This is a genomic window from Pseudovibrio sp. Ad5 (assembly GCF_001623095.1).
Lineage (GTDB): Bacteria > Pseudomonadota > Alphaproteobacteria > Rhizobiales > Stappiaceae > Pseudovibrio.
Genome location: NZ_LMCH01000003.1, coordinates 1 through 17439, shown reverse-complemented (window position 1 = coordinate 17439; position 17439 = coordinate 1). Strand labels below are relative to the sequence as shown.

Genomic DNA, 17439 nt, shown 5'->3' with positions numbered 1-17439 from the left:
TGGGGGAACGGGTAACACGATGGAAAACGAGCAGAGGTCTGACCCGGTGACAGGGGGCGAGGATCTCATAGAAGCCAAGGGTATTACCAAGCGATTTGGTGACATTCTAGCGAACGACAATGTCGATCTCGTCATTAAGCAGGGTGAAATTCATGCTTTGCTGGGTGAAAACGGAGCGGGTAAGTCCACGCTCGTAAAAATTCTCTACGGCGCTCTTGAACCGGGTGCGGGAGAGATCCTGTGGAAGGGAAAACGGGTTTCAATCTCGAACCCTGCGGCTGCCCGCAAACTGGGCGTTGGCATGGTGTTCCAGCACTTCTCCTTGTTTGAAGCGTTGAGTGTGGTTGAAAACATCGCGCTGGCCTTGCCTAAAGGCGAAAAAATCGAGGCACTTTCCAGACGTATTACTGAGGTTTCCCAAAAGTATGGCCTGCCTCTGGATCCTGCAGCACTGGTTGCGGATCTGCCGGTTGGCATCCGTCAGCGTATCGAAATCGTGCGTTGCCTTTTGCAGAACCCCAGTCTCATCATCATGGATGAGCCTACGTCTGTATTGACCCCGCAAGAAGCGGATCAGCTTTTCATCACCTTGCAGCGCCTCGCCTCAGAAGGGTGTGCGATCCTTTACATCTCTCATCGTCTGGAAGAGGTGAAGAAGATCTGCCACAACGCCACGATCATGCGTCATGGCCGTGTGGTGGGTGGGTGTGACCCGGCTGAAGAAACACCGGCTAGCCTTGCCCGTATGATGGTCGGCGGCGATGTACATGATATCTCTGCCGGTGCGACTGAGGCTCAGCCGGGTGATGTGATGCTCAAGCTGCGCAATCTGTCTATTCCATCGGATGGTGCGTTTGGCATTGAGCTGAAGGACGTCAATCTGGATTTGCGCGGCGGCGAGATTGTTGCTGTTGCCGGGATTGCAGCGAACGGCCAGAGCGAGTTGTTTGATGCGATCTCTGGCGAGACGCAGGTCAAAGATGCTTATGCGGTTGAAATTTGCGGTGTGCCGGTTGGCAAGCGCAAGATCAATGACCGGCGTTTGCTGGGCTCTGCCTTTGTGCCTGAAGAGCGCTTGGGTCATGGTGCGGTGCCGGGCTTTGTGCTTTCTGACAATATATTGCTGACGCGCTATAAAACTGAGCCGTCATTGATCAAGCACGGCATGCTTAACCAGAAGCTTGCAACTGAAATGGAAAAGCGCATCACCGTTTCCTACGATGTGCGTATGTCTCATGATAATCCTGAGGCTCGTTCTCTTTCTGGCGGTAACCTGCAAAAGTTTGTGGTTGGCCGCGAGCTGGACCGTGTGCCGAAAGTGCTGGTGATTAACCAGCCGACATGGGGCGTTGATGCAGGCGCTGCAGCTTTGATCCGTCAGGCGATCATTGATCTGGCCCGAGGTGGTTCTGCTGTTCTGGTGATTTCCCAGGATCTTGATGAGATCTACGAGCTTTCTGACCGGATTGCGGTGATCTCTCGTGGTGAGCTTTCTGTCGCCGAACCAGCTTCTGAAATGACGCGTGAGAAGATCGGTCTTTTGATGGCGGGTATGGGTGAGGGCAAGTCTGCTTCCCCTGCAGCAAACGCGGGAGAGACCCATGCGCATTGAACTTGAAAAACGGGCTGAGCATTCTCAGCTGATGACTGTTGTTTCGCCGCTGATTGCGATTGGGCTTACGCTTGTGTGTGGCTCTATTTTGTTTGTCAGCATGGGTTACAATCCGATTGATGCGCTTTATGCCTATTTCATCGAGCCCCTGACAACCAGCTGGTCCATTGAAGAGCTGCTGGTGAAAGCAGGTCCGCTGGTGCTGATCGCGGTTGGCCTGTCTGTCTGTTTCCTGTCCAATTCCTGGAACATTGGTGCTGAAGGTCAGTTCACCATGGGTGCGCTGGCTGGATCCATTATTCCGGTACTGTTTTACGACTTTACCAGCCCTCTGGCCCTGCCTTTGATGGTGCTGATGGGCATTTTGGGCGGTATGGCGTGGGCGTCTATTCCGGCGTTCCTGAAGGTGCGGTTTGGGACCAATGAGATCCTGACCAGCCTGATGCTGGTTTACATCGCGCAGTACATTCTCGACTTTCTTGTCCGTGGTCCATGGCGTGATCCAGAAGGTTTCAACTTCCCGGAAAGCCGGATTTTTGATGCGGCACACGTGCTGCCGAAAATCGGTGAAGGACGACTGCATATTGGCATGATCTTCGCCATTCTGGCTGTTCTGGTGGTTTGGTGGATGCTGTCTCGCACGCTCAAAGGCTTTGAGATCAAGGTGATGGGTGAGACACCGCGTGCTGGCCGTTTTGCTGGGTTTTCCAGCAATGGGGTTGTCTGGTTCGGTTTCCTCGTTTCCGGTGGTTTGGCTGGTCTGGCTGGTATGGCGGAAGTCTCCGGTTCTATTGAACAGCTGACGCCTGTTATTTCTCCTGGCTATGGGTTTACCGCGATTATCGTAGCGTTCCTTGGTCGTTTGAATCCTGTTGGAATTCTGTTTGCCGGGTTGTTGCTTGGGCTTTCCTACATCGGCGGCGAGTCTGCTCAGGTCAGCCTTGGTTTGACTGATAAGGTGACGCGTGTGTTTCAGGGCATGCTGCTGTTCTTTGTGCTCGCCTGTGACACGCTCATTCTTTACAGATTCAAGATTGCTTCCAGTGTGAAAAACATGAAGGAGGCAGGCAATGTCTGATCTTTCCATGATTGAGGCTGTACTTCTGACCATCATCACCGCGTCTACGCCGCTGTTGCTTGCTGCTATTGGTGAGCTTGTGGTGGAGCGTTCAGGTGTGCTCAACCTTGGTGTTGAGGGGATGATGATTGTCGGCGCTGTGATGGGTTTTGCAGCGACACAGGCGACTGGTTCTCCTTACATCGGCATTGTGGCGGCCATGATCTCCGGCGTTGCCATGAGCCTGTTGTTTGGCTTCCTGACGCTTAATCTGATGGCAAATCAGGTGGCGACAGGCCTTGCGCTGACTATACTGGGGCTTGGCCTTTCCGGTATGGTTGGAGAAGCCTTCATCGGTCAGCCGGGTATCAGCCTGAAACCGATTGCTATTCCAGTGTTGTCAGGCATTCCATTCATTGGGCCGCTGCTCTTTAATCAGGACGTTCTGGTTTACGCTTCTTATGGTCTTGTGATTGCGGTTTACTTTGTGCTGTTCAGGTCTCGTACGGGGCTGATCATCCGTGCGGTTGGCGACAATCACGGTTCAGCGCATTCGCTTGGATACTCCGTTATTCAGGTGCGTTACTTGGCTGTGATGTTTGGCGGGGCGTGTTCTGGCCTTGCAGGCGCTTACCTTTCACTCATTTACACTCCGCAGTGGGTTGAGGGCATGACAGCGGGCCGAGGCTGGATTGCGCTGGCTCTGGTGGTGTTTGCAAGCTGGCGCCCGGCGCGTGTGCTGATTGGGGCTTATCTGTTTGGTGCTGTTTCCATTTTGCAGTTCCACGCACAGGCCGCTGGCATTGGTTTGCCGACGCAGTTGATGTCTGCGCTGCCGTATCTGGCAACTATCATTGTGCTGATCATGATCTCGCGTAATAAGACACTTGCCAAGGTGAATACACCTGCCTGTCTTGGTAAGCCCTTTGTGCCTGATCGCTAATAAGAACCTGATTTGACCGACGCGCTCATAGTAGACGTTGGTCAAATTGTAAATATTTCGACCTTCGTATACATGGTGGGTCGGAGATATAGATAACAGAGATTTAAATATCTGAGTGAATATGAACTTATTCACGGCTGCAAAATTTGCGGATTTCTGCACGCGCACGAATAAACGATCGCAAATATTTGCGAGCGAAAACAAAGCAGAAAAACAACTTGTGGGCGCACAAATGCGCAGAACGGCCTTCGGGTTTGTTCCTATCGTGTTTGCTTGGCGCCGTCGTTCATCTGGTTCTCAATGGTGTGTTCCGCCGCGCTTATTAGGGTGTTGCGTGGCAGGAATGCAGGTTAACCTATAAAGGGGAGCGCACAATGCGCACTATCTTCAAGCTTGCTGCAACTGCTGCAGTTGCACTTGGTCTTTCCGCAGGGGCTTCAAATGCTGCTGATCCACTGAAAGTGGGTTTCATCTATGTTGGTCCAGTTTCTGACCATGGCTGGTCTTACCAGCACGATCAGGGCCGTCAGGCGATTGAAAAGCACTTTGGCGACAAAGTTGAAACCACTTACATTGAAAGCGTGCCAGAAGGTGCGGATGCTGAGCGCGCGATTGAGCGTCTGGCTCGCTCCGGTCACGAGCTGATCTTTACAACGTCCTTTGGTTACATGAACCCAACCTTGAAGGTTGCGCGCAAGTTTCCGAAAGTGAAGTTTGAACATGCAACTGGCTACAAGCAGGCGAAGAACGTTTCTTCTTACGGCGCTCGCTTCTATGAAGGTCGTTATGTGCTTGGTCAGATCGCTGCAAAGGTCTCCAAATCCGGCACTGCTGGCTACATCGGTTCTTTCCCGATCCCTGAAGTTGTGCGTGGCATCAACTCCTTCATGCTGGGTGCACAGTCTGTGAACCCGGACTTCAAGATCAAGACCATCTGGGTGAACTCCTGGTATGATCCGGGCCGTGAAGCCGATGCTGCAAAAGCGCTGATCGATCAGGGCGTTGACATCATGGTTCAGCACACTGACTCCCCAGCGCCTCTGCAGGTTGCTGAAGAGCGTGGCATCATGGGCTTTGGTCAGGCATCTGACATGATCAAGTTTGCGCCTAAGGCACAAGCAACTGCGATCATCGACGACTGGTCCGCTTACTACATTGCCCGCGTACAGGCAGTGATGGACGGCAACTGGAAGGGGCAGGATACCTGGGGCGGTCTGGATGTCGACATGGTTCACATGGCGCCGTTCACCAACATCCCGCAGGATGTTGCAGAAGAAGCTGCCAAAACTCTTGCTGCAATCAAGTCTGGTGAGCTGAAGCCATTTACCGGCCCAATCACCAAACAGGACGGCTCTGAGTTCCTGAAAGCTGGTGAGAGCGCTGAAGATGGCGCACTGCTTTCCATGAACTTCTACGTTAAAGGCATCGACGACCAGCTGCCTGAATAAGCTCCAAGCTTGTTTTCGGAGAGCGCCACATTTTTTAACGGTGCTCTCCGCTGATTTCAGCAGTGGGGGTTTTCTCCCGCTGCCCACTCATTTCAATTGAACTTAAAAGAACAAGACAATGACAGCCACTTTCCTTAGTGAATGGCTCAATCTGCTTTTCCGCTGGTTTCACTTGATTGTGGGCGTGGGCTGGATTGGGACCTCTTTTTATTTCATCGCTCTCGACCTTTCCTTGCGCAAACGGGAAGGGCAGGCAGAGGGCATTTTTGGCAGCGCCTGGGAAGTCCATGGCGGCGGTTTCTACCATGTTGAGAAGTTCATGGTGGCACCGAAAGAGCTGCCGAAAGACCTGATGTGGTACAAGTGGGATGCTTATCTCACCTGGGTTTCAGGTTTTGCTCTTTTGAGCGTTCAGTACTACTTCAACGCAACAGTTTATCTCATTGACCCTGAGGTCATGAAGCTTTTGCCTGTTGAGGCTGTCGCAATTTCCATCGCCTCTCTTGGGCTTGGCTGGATCATTTATGATCGCCTGTGCCGTTCGGCGATTGGCAAGAATACACCTTTGCTGGCCGTGTGCCTTCTGGTGATCATTCTGGGTGCGACCTATGGGTATTCTCAGGTGTTTTCAGGACGCGGGGTTCTCATTCACGTTGGCGCGCTGATTGGCACGTTTATGGCCTTCAACGTGTTTATGGTGATTATCCCGAACCAGAAAAAGATTACCGCAGACCTGCTGGCAGGGCGTAAACCTGATGCCGCGCTTGGCCTGATTGGCAAGCAGCGCTCGGTTCACAACAATTACCTGACATTGCCGGTTCTTTTGATGATGGTGTCCAACCACTATCCATTGCTGACGGGGCATAGCCAACCTGTGCTGGTTGTTGCGCTTATCCTGGTGATGGGTGGTATGGTGCGCCACTTCATCAATCGTCATGATGCGCATGACAACTTTGCCAATTTCTGGTGGGCCTTGCCTACGGCAGCCGTCAGTCTGTTTGTAGCTCTCATTGTGACACAGCCTGCCAAGATTGGTGGTGGACATGGTCCGATCCCAGACAGTGATGTGCTGGTGATTGCGCAGACCCATTGTGCGGCCTGCCATAGTGCGACGCCAACCAATGAGGCTTTTAGCGAAGCGCCTAAAAACATTGAGCTGGACAGCATTGCTGATCTGCAACGCTATGACAGCCTGATCATGGCGCAGGCGGTGCGGTCCTCTGCCATGCCACTTGGCAATGAGACAGGCATGACCAAAGAAGAGCGTGAAATTCTTGGCGCCTGGTTGCAGGGGCATTGAGGCCATGGTGACTTATTCTCTGGATGAGGTGAACCGGTTTTCGCTGGACACCTTTGTCGAGGTGTTTGGCGGGGTTGCGGAGCACACTTCCTGGGTTGCGGCTGTTGCCCAGCGAGATGCACCTTTTGCCTCTCGTGATGCGCTGATTGAGGCGTTTGCTAACGCTCTGCAACATGCGGATGAAGACGCGCAGCTGGCGTTAATCCGTGCACACCCCGACCTTGCAGGCAAAGCGGCGCGTGCCGGTGAAATGGCTGATGCCTCTGTGAATGAACAGTCCGGCGCTGGACTGGATCAGCTGAGTGATGCGGAATATGAGCAGTTCACCCAGCTTAACGGTGCTTACAAATCCAACTATGGCTTCCCCTTCATCTTTGCGGTGAAAGGGGCAACCAAGCATCAGATACTGGAGGCCTTCCAGCTTCGCTTGCAGAACAGCGCGAAAGATGAGTTCGCGGAGGCTTTGCGACAGATCTGCCGGATCTTCAGCTTCCGGCTGGAGGATCTGGTGGTAGATGAACAGAGTGCTTGCAGTTCCTGATCCTTGCCGGAAAGTGCTTACTACAGTTACGTAAGGGGCAATAATCCACTGGAACATGAGGGGCTGCATGACAAGATGCTTGCAACCATCACCGTTATCTATTGGATTAATGCTACTGTAAAATTCAAGGGGAGCATTCATGAAGGCCGCGATTGAAAACCGGTTTGCGGAGCAGGTCGACTTCCTGCGCGAATTGGTCAAGGTGCCAAGCGACAACCCGCCAGGGGATACAGAGCACCACGCGTTGCGGACTGCTGAGCTGCTTGAAGGCCTTGGCTTTACCGTTGAAAAGCACCCTGTTCCAGAACCATTTGTGCGCCAGAACGGCATGGTCTCTGTGACCAATTTGATCATTCGTGAAACGTTTGGCGACGGGTTTGGTCCAGTGATTGCTCTAAATGCACACGGTGATGTTGTTCCTCCGGGGGAAGGTTGGACCAAAGACCCTTATGGCGCAGAGATTGAAGATGGTGCTTTGTATGGGCGCGGAGCTGCAGTTTCCAAAGGAGATTTTGCCACCTACGCGTTTGCGCTTTTAGCTCTGCGTGAGTATGCGGATGAGCTGGAAGGCTCGGTTGAACTGCATCTGACGTATGATGAGGAAGCCGGCGGGTTTGTTGGGCCGAAGTGGTTGTTGGAGCAAGAGCTGACCAAGCCGGACTATGCGATCTCAGCAGGCTTTTCTTATGCAGCAACAACGGCTCACAACGGCTGTTTGCATATGGAAGTGATCTTCCGTGGCCGTCAGGCACATGCTGCGATGCCAGAAAGTGGTGCGGACGCCCTGCAAGCTGCAACGCCTGTTCTCACAGCGCTTTATGAGGAACGCGAAAGGCTCAAGTCCATTCAGAGTGAACAGGATGGCATTGGATCACCTCAGATCACTGTGGGCCTGATCTCAGGCGGCATCAACACCAACGTTGTGCCAGAGCGCGTCTCGCTGCGCGTTGACCGGCGTTTGATTCCCGAAGAAAACGGGGAACAGGTGGAAGAGCAGCTGATTGAGCTGATTGAAGCTTTGGTGCCGAAAGATTGCGGTGTTGAGGTGGAGTGTCGGCGCATTATGATTGCTGAGCCGCTGCGCGAGTTGCCGGGTGCAAAAAAGCTGGTGGAAGCGTTAAAATGGCCTGCCAAAGAGGTTTTGGGCATTGAGCTGAAAAGCACGGGCGCTCCGCTTTACACCGATGCCCGCCATTATGCTGAGGCCGGTATTCCAACAGTGCTTTATGGTGCAGGACCGCGTTCCATTCTGGAAGCCAATGCTCATGGGGCGGATGAGCATTTGCAGCTTTCGGACTTAAAGGCAGCTACGATTATTGTCGCAGACGCCTTGAAAACACTTCTTCGATAGATTGTGAAAAGCCCGGTAATTCCGGGCTTTTTATTAGCCTACGCGACCAGACAGAGCGGTGAAGATGCCTGCACCCAGAAGGCCTGTGCCGCCAACTTTATTGAGGCGCTTGAGTGTGTTTGGTCCGTTGACAACTTTGCGCAATCCGCCCGCCATGGTCACCCAGAACACTGTGTTCACACCGCCAAGCGTTACGAAGGTGAGGCCCAGAATGAAAAACTGGGTCAACACAGGCTGGGTTTGGTCAACAAACTGAGGCAGGAACGCCACGAAGAACAGCATGCCCTTTGGGTTGAAGGTGGTGACCAGCAGGGTGTCTCTGAAGATTTGGAAAGCCGGAACCTGTGGCATCTCAACTTGTGTAGATGGGCCGGAATTGCTGCGCCACATCTTAATGCCGATATAGATCAGATAAGCTGCACCAAAGTATTTCATGATCTGGAAGAGTATGACGGAGGTTGCCAGCACTGCACCAAGACCAGCAAGAGCTGCTGTAATGGCAAACAGGTCCCCTAACATCACCCCAGTGACAGAGGCAACTGCAGCGCGTTTGCCCTGACTAAGGCTGTAACTGACGACCATCAGGACGGTTGGCCCGGGTATGATCAACAGTAGGATACTTGCCGCGGCAAACGCGATCCATGCTTCAAATGCCATGGTGTTCTCCGGAAAGGCCTGATCGATCATGAACAGGTGATGAGTTGAAAGGCTTTGAGCTGATATCTCAAAGTGTGCAGCAGATAAGAAGCTTACCCATGTAGATGCTGTTTGGGTAGAGGTCGGCCTTTGAGAAATACTGGAGAGACTTTGAGTTCTTGCCACTGTCTATGAGTTTTATGGAAACTTTCCTGACAGCGCGATGAATAGCCCGGCACTCAGCAGACCGGTGCCTCCGATCCTGTTGAGACGTTTTGCGCATTTGCCTCCGGTGAGCATGGCACTGCAACTGCCTGCCATGGAGGTCCAGAACATGGTGTTGATGCCACCGAGGACCACGAAGGTTGTTCCCAGCAATATAAACTGCGGAATGACTGGAATCGTGTCCTCTACAAATTGCGGGAGAAAGGCGACGAAGAACAGCATGTCTTTGGGGTTGAAGGCTGAGACCAGAAACGTATCTCTGAAAATTTGCAGGCGGGTCGTTGCCACAATCTCCATTTGGTCTTTGAGGACAGATTTCCTGCGCCACATGCTGACGCCCAGATAAATGAGGTAGGTCGCGCCCGCATATTGCAGAATGTCATAGAGCAATGCAGAGGTTGAGATGACGGCGCCAAGTCCGGCCAATGCGACCGAGACCAGTAAGATACTCCCCAAACTAACGCCCAGGGCTGAGGCGACAACCGCCCTCAGGCCCTGGCTGATGCCATAACTGGAGACCATAAGGACTGTTGGTCCGGGGATGATGAGTAAGATGATGCAGGCAAGGACGTAAGTCAGCCAAACCTCGATGGCCATGGCTTTTCTCCTAAAACGATGTGTTGCACAGGAGAGGTAGGGGCGAATTGTGACCAAAATTCTGCGGGTGTGATGACGAAATACAACAATGGAAACAATTATTTACATACAACAATGGAAACAATTATTTACGCCTCACATTTTATTGCAGGAGGCAATGGTGTTTGATGAAAGTTTGAGCGATTGGGTGTTGTTGCTCGCACGAGAGCTCAACTTGATGAGAATGGTTTGACCCAGACTGTCAGGTTTCCGCAGCTTTCAAAGCCTGCCTGCATGGCACAGTGGAGCGTTTCATCGCGTGCATAGCCGACTACGGGTGTTGATGGTTGCCATGCTTGCAACAGGCTCGCCATTTGTCTGAAGTCTTGAGGGGACAGTGCACCAGCAAAGATGTTGGAGAGGCCGGTTGAGTTGTCAGAACTGTTTCCGATGAAGCTCTTGGTGTACTGTCCCGCCTTCCCAAAGCCCCAGAAGGTCATGCTCGGATTGGTGAGAAGAGCAGGTGGAAACATTCGCCGGTCTGTCAGGTTGCCGCTTGCCTTCCATTCTGTCTCCCAATGCTCCAATTGCTGAGCCGTTTTTACCTGCTCCCAGCCTGACGTGTCTTCTATGATCGTCTCAGTGAGGTGAAACCAGCAGGCATCGAATAGCTTATTGAAACCAGATTGCTCCAGTGGAAGGTCGGCAAGACTGTCTTTGACATAAAAATCAAATGTTGCAGTGCGCGTGAGGTCATTGATGAGTTCAGGTTTTGTTGCCGGGAGGCAGGTCACGATGCTGGAGTAAAACGGAAGGGGCGGCACAGTTGTGTGAAACAGCTCCTTGGAGCGCTCATAGGGAATGCCATGGGCTTCAAACATATGCTGATAAAGATCTGCATTGTTTTCAGCGGCTTCCAACTGCCATGCGGCTTTGCTCATGATAGCTGGTTTCACGTGTCATCCATCTTTTACACAAGAGAGGATCATAGGAGAATGTGGTGTGGGATCAATAGCCAGCGGCTGCGTATGGACCTCCGCCCTGACGGTAGACGAGCAGGGTGCGGGTGTAGGAGAGGGCCTCGGTGCCGGTTTGATCGTGGGCGACGGTTTTTATGGTCAAAATGCCTTGGTCTGGTCTGGAACGGCTTTCTCGCTTTGCCAGGACTTCGCTTTGCACTTTAAAGCGGTCATCTGCATAGAAATGACGAGACAGCTTTGTATCGGTCCAACCCAGATTGGCAACCACACGGCCAAAGGTGGTTGTGGTGGCGGCGGTGACCAACGAGAGGACGTGCAGTTCTGATGCTGGCAGACGGTCTCTGCCGTAGACCTCCCGCGCGAACTCATGATCACGGTAGAGTGGGTGCCATTGCATGGTCTGGACGGCGTGACGGAGCATGGAAGACGAATGGAGTGTGATGTCCGGGCTGTGCTCGAAGACCTGACCTGCTGCGAACCCCTCAAAGTAGATGCCTGTTGTTTCCTGTAGGGACCCATCCTCACGTTGATAATAGGCCAAAAACCAAGGGTTACTGCTAGAGTTGGGAAGGTTGCCCCAAACCGGATGCTTGCCTTTTTTGAAGATGCTGACGGTGTATGTGAGGTTGGCGACCTCAACACCTTTCTGATTGGTGCTGGAGGCTTTTACGGTGACGTTGCCGGTTTTATCTTCGCTCTCCTCCACTGCGATGATTTGGCTACAGCAGTAGAGCGTGTCGCCATCGAAGATAGGCGCAGTCATGGAGATGTTCTCAAACGCTGTGATGCGGTCTTTTCTGGCGAAGGTCTTCCAGCTCATGCCGAAGATCTTTTGCAGTGTCAGCGTGGAGACGACGAGAGGTTTCCTGAACTCCGTCTGCGCTGCGTAATGAGCATCATAATGCAGCATTGCAGCATTGAAGGTGTCCAACGCTTCCTCTGCATTTTCCTGCTGAGAAACCGTCATGCCGGGACGATGGTGAAAGATCTGGCCCACGGAGAATTCTTCGAAGTTGAGGCCGTAAATCTCCAGAAAGCGATTTTCCGAGAATTGAGCGTAGGCTGAATACATGATGGGCTCCTTTCAGCCTAGTAGATGGTCAGGTTTTTGGCTTCTTCGCGCAGCTCATCGCGAAATTGCGGGGCGGCGAGCTCAATGAGGGCGTGGGCGCGCTCTGAGGTGGACATGCCAAACAGGTTGGTGCAGCCGTACTCTGTGGCCACATAACTGACGTCATTGCGCGGGGTAGTGACGATGTTCTGCAGGCGTGGGACAATCTTGGAGATACTGCCGTTTTTCGCGGTGGAATGGGCTGCCAGCACGGCAATGCCTTCTTTGGAGCGGAATGCACCGCGGACGAAGTCCAGCTGCCCACCGCTGCCGGAAATCTGACGCCAGTTGATGGATTCTGAGGCCACTTGGCCGAACAGATCAATCTCCACGAAGGAGTTTACGGAGACCATCCGGTCATTTTGGGCGATGATGTGCGGATTGTTGACGTAGTGCGCTGGATGACAGGCCATGGTGGGGTTGTTGTCGAGATAGGCGTAGTAGTCGGGAATGGAGAACAGCGCGATGTTAAAAACGGTGTGCCCGACATTGAGCTGTTTATACCGGTTGGATACGTTACCGGCCTGTATCAACTCGAACAGCGTATCACCCAGCATTTCTGTGTGAATGCCAAGATCAGATTTTGTCTTCAGGCGTTTGCCCACTTCATTCGGGACACCGCCAATGCCGAGCTGAATGCAAGCGTGATCTGGCACAAGTTCAGCAACAAATTCTCCAATCTTATGGTCCTCAGGGCTTGTCGGTTTCTTCGGCAGGACCATGAGGTCGCTGTTGTGCTCAATAAGGGCTGAGACCTGAGAAATATGTACGAGCCCAGACCCAAAGGTGCGTGGCATATTTTGATTGACTTCAACGATAATCTGGCCAGCTTCAAACGCCAGGGGGATGGACATGCTGCCATCCACTCCAAAGCTGAAATAGCCGTGCTCGTCCATGGGAGAGACCTGAAACAAATGCACATTGGGCTTGCCATGACGGGAGAAAACACCTTGTGCATACAGGCTAAAATGCTCTGGAAGGTAATGCGGGATGATCAGATCCGGATGGGTCTGTCTTAACTCCTTGGCGTGATCAGCAAGTTGACGAAAACTTCCTCCTAAAAAGGGGCAGAGCAGCTTGATCTGTTTGAGGACATCGACATTTGAAAACTGATCGACAATCTCTTTGCGCGAGCGGAGCAGGTAAACATCTGGTGTGCTGCTGAAGTATCCGGCAGCAGCAGCCTCGCAAAAGGCTTGGGTAAGGCGAGGAGGGGTTCCGCAATAACACCCGAAGGTGATCAGCTTTGTATCTCTTGCAAGCGTTTTTATCGCCTCATCTGCGCTTATCAGTTTTTGTTGATACAGCTGATCAAAGTGGTCTGCAGGCATGCGGTTATGTCCGGGGTCCATCGTCAAAGAGATCAGCTTGATCCTATCCATTTTCAGGAAATTAATTGTTACTGATCTACATTCTGACTCAACGGCATCAATGGATTAAGTTGGAGTTCCGGTGTGAAGAGCCTGTTATTCTTACCTGCAGATAAAGCCCACCTTTTCCCGAAGGCGACAGCATCGGGAGCAGGGTGTGTGGTGCTTGACCTTGAAGACGGTGTTTCTGAAAAGCAAAAGCCAGCCGCTAGAGATCTGCTGCGCGGCCTTCAAGATGAGATCCGCGAGCATGAGGCCTGTGAAATCGGCATTCGCATCTCATCGATGAGCACGCCGGATGGACTGGAAGATGTGCTGTGCCTGCTGGACCTGGCGCACCTGCCAGACTGGATATTTCTGCCCAAATGTGAAAGCCCACGTGATCTGGAGCAACTGGATCATCTCCTTCACGCACATCCTGGCAAAGAGATGGTACGGATTTGCGCATTGCTGGAAACGCCAGCCGGACTGTCCAACGCAGAAGCGATTGCCTCAACCCATGCGCCGCTTCACGCATTGGCTTTTGGGTATGCAGACTATACGGCAGAAACAGGTGGTACTATGGGCTGGAACAGTCTTGTGTGGCCCCGTGGACAGTTGCTGAATGCAGCTGTGCAGAACCATCTTTGGGCCATTGATGGTGTGTTTCTGGACTTCAATGATCCTGAAGGACTTGAGGATGAAGCCCGCAATGCGCGAGATATGGGATATAACGGTAAGTTTGCTATTCATCCTTCTCAAGTCAGCGTTGTCAATTCGTGCTTTGAACCCAGTGATGAGGAAGTTCAGTGGGCCTTGAATGTGCTTGAAAAGCAAAAGGATACGGCAGGACAAGGCGCTTTTGTTGTTGATGGCAAGATGGTCGATGCACCTGTGATTTTGCGTGCAAGACGTTTGCTTGGCCTGAGTGATGGTGATGATCATCCATAGTATGAACTAGCTGTTAGATACTTAAGTATTCAAATGATACAATACTTATAATTGCTATATTTAGATCGAATAATAGTAAGTAATTCCATAATCTACCTTATGCATACATTTGATTTATACTTGGTATTGCTAGGTGGAGGCAAGTGTTTTGTGGTGTTGCATGGAGTAGGGGGAGAGTGGCTAGTCTCCGCTCGACTCATGACGATGAAATGATCTCAGGTGAAATCGCCTAAAAGCTACGTAGTTAGCCTAAGTTGATGAATTTGTTTCACTTTACGGAAATGTATGTCCTTGAATACACCTGATTGTCGTCCGCGGGTTTTGTATTAAAGAACAAGCCTTTTTAACTTTGAGTGACCGGCGAGAAACGTTGTTAACCGCGCTTGCATCCTTGAAATATCATCTCTTTTATACTTGGCTGGAGGTTTGTTAGGCTCGGGTTGAATGCTGGTGCTGCATACCTGCATTTGCAAAATTTAGCTTTCCCTGTATGCATCTGGGCCGCTGCGGCCCGAACAGGTCAAGGAGCCCGTCATGTCTATGATGAGAGCGGCCGTTGTGCGCGAGTTTGGTGCACCGTTGGACGTGTGTGAAGTTGAAAAGCCTACAGTAAATGATGACAGTGTTCTGGTGAAAATTGAGGCCACTGGCGTGTGCCACACCGACCTTCACGCTGTTGAAGGTGACTGGCCAGTCAAGCCGACACCAGCCTTTATTCCGGGCCATGAAGGTGTGGGCATTGTGGTTGAGAAAGGCCGGAATGTCACTTCGGTGAAAGAGGGGGATCGCGTTGGAATTCCCTGGCTGCACACCGCTTGCCGCTGCTGTCGTCACTGTGTTGATGGCTGGGAAACTTTATGTGAAAGCCAGCAAAACACGGGTTACAGCGTCAATGGCAGCTTTGCAGAATATGCTTTGGCAGACCCGAATTTCGTCGCTCATTTGCCGAAGGAACTTGAATTTGCACCAGCAGCACCAATCCTGTGCGCAGGTGTAACCGTTTACAAGGGGCTGAAGGAAACGGAGACAAAACCGGGACAAACGGTTGTGATTTCCGGTATTGGCGGTTTGGGGCATCTGGCTGTTCAGTATGCCAAGGCCATGGGCTTGCATGTGATTGCGGTTGATATTGCAGAGGACAAACTGGAGCTTGCAAGATCACTTGGTGCGGATATGACGCTGAATGCCTTCAAGTGCGATCCGGTGGCTGAAGTGCAAGCTGGCGGTGGTGCTGAGGGCGTGTTGGTCACAGCAGTGGCTGGCAAGAGCTTCCAGCAAGGTGTTGGCATGTTGGCACGTGGTGGCACTATGAGCCTTGTTGGTTTGCCTCCTGAGGACTTTCCACTCAACATCTTTGATATGGTGCTCAATCGCAAAACATTACGTGGTTCCATTGTGGGTACGCGAAATGATCTGCGGGAGTCATTAGAGTTTGCTGGTGAAGGCCAGGTGGCTGCGCATTACACCACAGAGCCGCTCGACAACGTCAATGACATCTTCGATCGTATGCGTAACGGCAAGATTGATGGTCGTATTGTGATGGACTTTTAAGGCCTGAGAAGACGAATGAATGCCGCAGATGCCAAATCTGGTTCTGCGGCATTTGCTTGTCTAAGCGTACCTGGTGAGATCGTTAGCACCTCGCTCATAACAGGTCGGGATGCGCTCCAAGTTTCTCCAGCAGGCGGGTCATCTGGGCACATTCTTCTTCAGAATACACCTTGCTCAAAAGCGGATAGGCGACATTCGCCATGGCGCTGAGAGCCGTTGCGAGTTTGCTTTCGCCTTCCTCTGTGATGTTGATCAGGATAACCCGTTTATCCTCTTGCGAGCGATGCCGCGTGACGAGGCCTTGCTTCTCCAGCCGGCCGATGATCTTTGTTGCGCCGCCTTCGGTGAACATCAGAGCGCTGGAAATATCACTCATCCGCACTTCGCCTCCTGATTGCTGGACGCGTCCAAGAAGCTCTTTTTCTGACAAGGTCAGATCACACGCCTCAGTCACTGCCGTTTGTAGCTTCTGTCGAAGGCGAGCGGCTTGCTGCAACAGCAGATGCGCTGTCTGAATGGTTGCCTTTTGGGATTCTGGGGCGAAATCAAACTGAGTCATCACGTATCCGAGGTGTTACAAATAATACTTGACTGGATTACTAATCCAGTCAAGTATTATGGTCAATCAATCTTGACCGACTGTAAACAAGGATAAAAAAGTGTCCATAGGCCTCACCCCATCTAAACCTCCAAAATCCAGTGTTTTGCGCCTTTTACGGTGTATGTTTCGTCAGGGGGCGAGAACCCGTATTTGTCCTCCTGGACCACGACTTGACGGAAAAACTGTTCTGATAACAGGCGGATCAGCGGGTGTCGGCGAGTATGTTTCCCGCGGATTGATTGCACGAGGCGCCAAGGTTGTGTCTTTGTCCCGCGGCATCTCTCAGGGGAATAGAGGGGACTCAGACCTCCAGCAAGTTAAGTGTGATCTATCATGCTTGCAGTCTGTGGCGGATGCAGTTGGTAAGGTGGGGAACCAGAAAATTGATATATTGATCTGCAACTCGGGTGTTATATTGCATGATCACAAAATGGCCTCGGACGATATTGAAATGACCTTTGCAGTCAATGTCTTAGGTCATCATTTGCTGTATCGACTCCTGATGGAGCAAGGCAAGTTTGCGGAGGATGCACGTATTGTGATGACATCGGGAGACGCCTATATCATGGCTCAAACCTGTGATGTGAACCCGCTAAACTACTCAAGCAACAGGGTTTATGGTGGCAGCAAACTGGGTAATTTATGGCAGATGCGGGAGCTCACAAAACGCTATCCGGCTCTCAAGAGCTATGCTGTTCATCCCGGGGTTATTTTGAGCGGTTTTGGTGGGTTTGCTGAGCAAGGCGGGCTTAGAAGCTGGTTGGCCCAAAGACTGCTGATATCAGAAGAGCTCGGGGCGCAGGCTGCTCTTATTGCAGCTACGCAAGATGTTCCCAGCGGGACTTATTGGCACAACGTCTGGGGCCTTATGGATTTGCCTGATGGAGATGCCAGCATGGATCAGCAAAAATCAGCGGCTCTTTGGAACCAACTCGAACAGCTTACAGAAGCTTACTTTTGATTGCCTAAAGGCCGTGTGCCATGCCTGAGAGCTTCATCATGCCAATATCGCAGACATGGTGAGCGGACATTTTAGAGGCGCGAAGGACACAGATACCTACGCACAGGCCGTATATATAATGTTGCAACCAAGCAGAAGTGGCGGGTGGGGCGCAATGCAGGAATGTCATAATGGGTAGGGCTTTACACCTTGCTGAAGCGCTCTGGCCCTGACGGACGGAGACCCCAAATATCGCAGGACGACAGG

Annotated in this window: 16 protein-coding genes; 10 read left to right on the top strand and 6 right to left on the bottom strand. The window is 52.0% G+C overall.

Annotation, left to right across the window (positions count from 1 at the left end):
- Window positions 1-19 precede the first annotated feature (19 nt).
- From PsAD5_RS01455 to PsAD5_RS01425, 7 genes are all read left to right on the top strand, one after another.
- Window positions 20-1612 carry an ABC transporter ATP-binding protein gene (locus PsAD5_RS01455; RefSeq protein WP_193778125.1) on the top strand — a complete coding sequence of 531 codons (1593 nt, stop codon included), beginning with the start codon at window positions 20-22 and terminating at the stop codon, window positions 1610-1612.
- Window positions 1602-2690, top strand: coding sequence for an ABC transporter permease (locus tag PsAD5_RS01450; protein WP_057466297.1), 1089 nt, complete (start codon window positions 1602-1604; stop codon window positions 2688-2690). Before PsAD5_RS01455 ends, PsAD5_RS01450 begins: the two co-directional genes overlap by 11 nt.
- Window positions 2683-3612 carry an ABC transporter permease gene (locus PsAD5_RS01445; RefSeq protein ID WP_082827144.1) on the top strand — a complete coding sequence of 310 codons (930 nt, stop codon included), beginning with the start codon at window positions 2683-2685 and terminating at the stop codon, window positions 3610-3612. The genes PsAD5_RS01450 and PsAD5_RS01445 overlap by 8 nt, the downstream gene beginning before the upstream one ends.
- A gap of 374 nt (window positions 3613-3986) precedes the next feature.
- On the top strand, window positions 3987-5060 hold the full coding sequence (locus tag PsAD5_RS01440; protein WP_063290816.1) for a BMP family ABC transporter substrate-binding protein: 1074 nt from the start codon (window positions 3987-3989) through the stop codon (window positions 5058-5060).
- 118 nt (window positions 5061-5178) lie between these two features.
- Window positions 5179-6360 carry a urate hydroxylase PuuD gene (locus PsAD5_RS01435; RefSeq protein ID WP_063290815.1) on the top strand — a complete coding sequence of 394 codons (1182 nt, stop codon included), beginning with the start codon at window positions 5179-5181 and terminating at the stop codon, window positions 6358-6360.
- Window positions 6361-6364: 4 nt separating this feature from the next.
- Window positions 6365-6901, top strand: coding sequence for a 2-oxo-4-hydroxy-4-carboxy-5-ureidoimidazoline decarboxylase (gene uraD, locus PsAD5_RS01430; protein WP_063290814.1), 537 nt, complete (start codon window positions 6365-6367; stop codon window positions 6899-6901).
- Window positions 6902-7040: 139 nt separating this feature from the next.
- On the top strand, window positions 7041-8252 hold the full coding sequence (locus PsAD5_RS01425; protein WP_063290813.1) for an ArgE/DapE family deacylase: 1212 nt from the start codon (window positions 7041-7043) through the stop codon (window positions 8250-8252).
- Window positions 8253-8285: 33 nt separating this feature from the next.
- Here PsAD5_RS01425 and PsAD5_RS01420 read toward each other — a convergent pair whose 3' ends face one another.
- The 5 genes from PsAD5_RS01420 to PsAD5_RS01400 form a co-directional block, all read right to left on the bottom strand.
- Entirely contained in the window at window positions 8286-8909 is a 624-nt protein-coding gene (locus PsAD5_RS01420) for a LysE family translocator (protein WP_063290899.1), read from the bottom strand.
- 177 nt (window positions 8910-9086) lie between these two features.
- On the bottom strand, window positions 9087-9710 hold the full coding sequence (locus PsAD5_RS01415) for a LysE family translocator (RefSeq protein ID WP_063290812.1): 624 nt from the start codon (window positions 9708-9710) through the stop codon (window positions 9087-9089).
- A 209-nt stretch (window positions 9711-9919) separates the two neighbouring features.
- Entirely contained in the window at window positions 9920-10645 is a 726-nt protein-coding gene (locus PsAD5_RS01410; RefSeq protein WP_208981902.1) for a hypothetical protein, read from the bottom strand.
- 52 nt (window positions 10646-10697) lie between these two features.
- Window positions 10698-11741 (bottom strand): MaoC family dehydratase, encoded by a 1044-nt coding sequence (locus tag PsAD5_RS01405; protein ID WP_063290810.1) that lies wholly within the window; start codon window positions 11739-11741, stop codon window positions 10698-10700.
- A 17-nt stretch (window positions 11742-11758) separates the two neighbouring features.
- Entirely contained in the window at window positions 11759-13162 is a 1404-nt protein-coding gene (locus PsAD5_RS01400; RefSeq protein ID WP_208988450.1) for an acetyl-CoA hydrolase/transferase family protein, read from the bottom strand.
- Window positions 13163-13234: 72 nt separating this feature from the next.
- On the opposite strand from PsAD5_RS01400, the gene PsAD5_RS01395 reads away from it, so the two are divergent.
- Both PsAD5_RS01395 and PsAD5_RS01390 read left to right on the top strand, forming a co-directional pair.
- Window positions 13235-14080 (top strand): HpcH/HpaI aldolase/citrate lyase family protein, encoded by an 846-nt coding sequence (locus tag PsAD5_RS01395; protein WP_208981901.1) that lies wholly within the window; start codon window positions 13235-13237, stop codon window positions 14078-14080.
- 534 nt (window positions 14081-14614) lie between these two features.
- A complete protein-coding gene (locus tag PsAD5_RS01390; RefSeq protein ID WP_057461165.1) occupies window positions 14615-15631 on the top strand; it encodes a zinc-dependent alcohol dehydrogenase in 1017 nt (338 codons plus the stop codon).
- Window positions 15632-15725: 94 nt separating this feature from the next.
- Here the strand turns inward: PsAD5_RS01390 and PsAD5_RS01385 are convergent, their stop codons facing one another.
- On the bottom strand, window positions 15726-16190 hold the full coding sequence (locus tag PsAD5_RS01385; RefSeq protein ID WP_063290808.1) for a MarR family winged helix-turn-helix transcriptional regulator: 465 nt from the start codon (window positions 16188-16190) through the stop codon (window positions 15726-15728).
- Window positions 16191-16353: 163 nt separating this feature from the next.
- Here PsAD5_RS01385 and PsAD5_RS01380 point away from each other — a divergent pair, with 163 nt between their 5' ends.
- The gene (locus PsAD5_RS01380; protein WP_084405886.1) at window positions 16354-17193 is read left to right on the top strand and encodes an SDR family NAD(P)-dependent oxidoreductase; all 840 of its coding nucleotides are present in this window, start codon (window positions 16354-16356) and stop codon (window positions 17191-17193) included.
- Window positions 17194-17439: the final 246 nt, after the last annotated feature.

Excerpts from the sequence above, each read along its gene's own strand:
- PsAD5_RS01455 (WP_193778125.1), top strand. The coding sequence starts at position 20 with ATGGAAAACGAGCAGAGGTCTGACCCGGTGACAGGGGGCGAGGATCTC.
- PsAD5_RS01450 (WP_057466297.1), top strand. The coding sequence starts at position 1,602 with ATGCGCATTGAACTTGAAAAACGGGCTGAGCATTCTCAGCTGATGACT.
- PsAD5_RS01445 (WP_082827144.1), top strand. The coding sequence starts at position 2,683 with ATGTCTGATCTTTCCATGATTGAGGCTGTACTTCTGACCATCATCACC.
- PsAD5_RS01440 (WP_063290816.1), top strand. The coding sequence starts at position 3,987 with ATGCGCACTATCTTCAAGCTTGCTGCAACTGCTGCAGTTGCACTTGGT.
- PsAD5_RS01435 (WP_063290815.1), top strand. The coding sequence starts at position 5,179 with ATGACAGCCACTTTCCTTAGTGAATGGCTCAATCTGCTTTTCCGCTGG.
- uraD (WP_063290814.1), top strand. The coding sequence starts at position 6,365 with ATGGTGACTTATTCTCTGGATGAGGTGAACCGGTTTTCGCTGGACACC.
- PsAD5_RS01425 (WP_063290813.1), top strand. The coding sequence starts at position 7,041 with ATGAAGGCCGCGATTGAAAACCGGTTTGCGGAGCAGGTCGACTTCCTG.
- PsAD5_RS01420 (WP_063290899.1), bottom strand. The coding sequence starts at position 8,909 with ATGGCATTTGAAGCATGGATCGCGTTTGCCGCGGCAAGTATCCTACTG.
- PsAD5_RS01415 (WP_063290812.1), bottom strand. The coding sequence starts at position 9,710 with ATGGCCATCGAGGTTTGGCTGACTTACGTCCTTGCCTGCATCATCTTA.
- PsAD5_RS01405 (WP_063290810.1), bottom strand. The coding sequence starts at position 11,741 with ATGTATTCAGCCTACGCTCAATTCTCGGAAAATCGCTTTCTGGAGATT.
- PsAD5_RS01400 (WP_208988450.1), bottom strand. The coding sequence starts at position 13,162 with ATGGATAGGATCAAGCTGATCTCTTTGACGATGGACCCCGGACATAAC.
- PsAD5_RS01390 (WP_057461165.1), top strand. The coding sequence starts at position 14,615 with ATGTCTATGATGAGAGCGGCCGTTGTGCGCGAGTTTGGTGCACCGTTG.
- PsAD5_RS01385 (WP_063290808.1), bottom strand. The coding sequence starts at position 16,190 with ATGACTCAGTTTGATTTCGCCCCAGAATCCCAAAAGGCAACCATTCAG.
- PsAD5_RS01380 (WP_084405886.1), top strand. The coding sequence starts at position 16,354 with ATGTTTCGTCAGGGGGCGAGAACCCGTATTTGTCCTCCTGGACCACGA.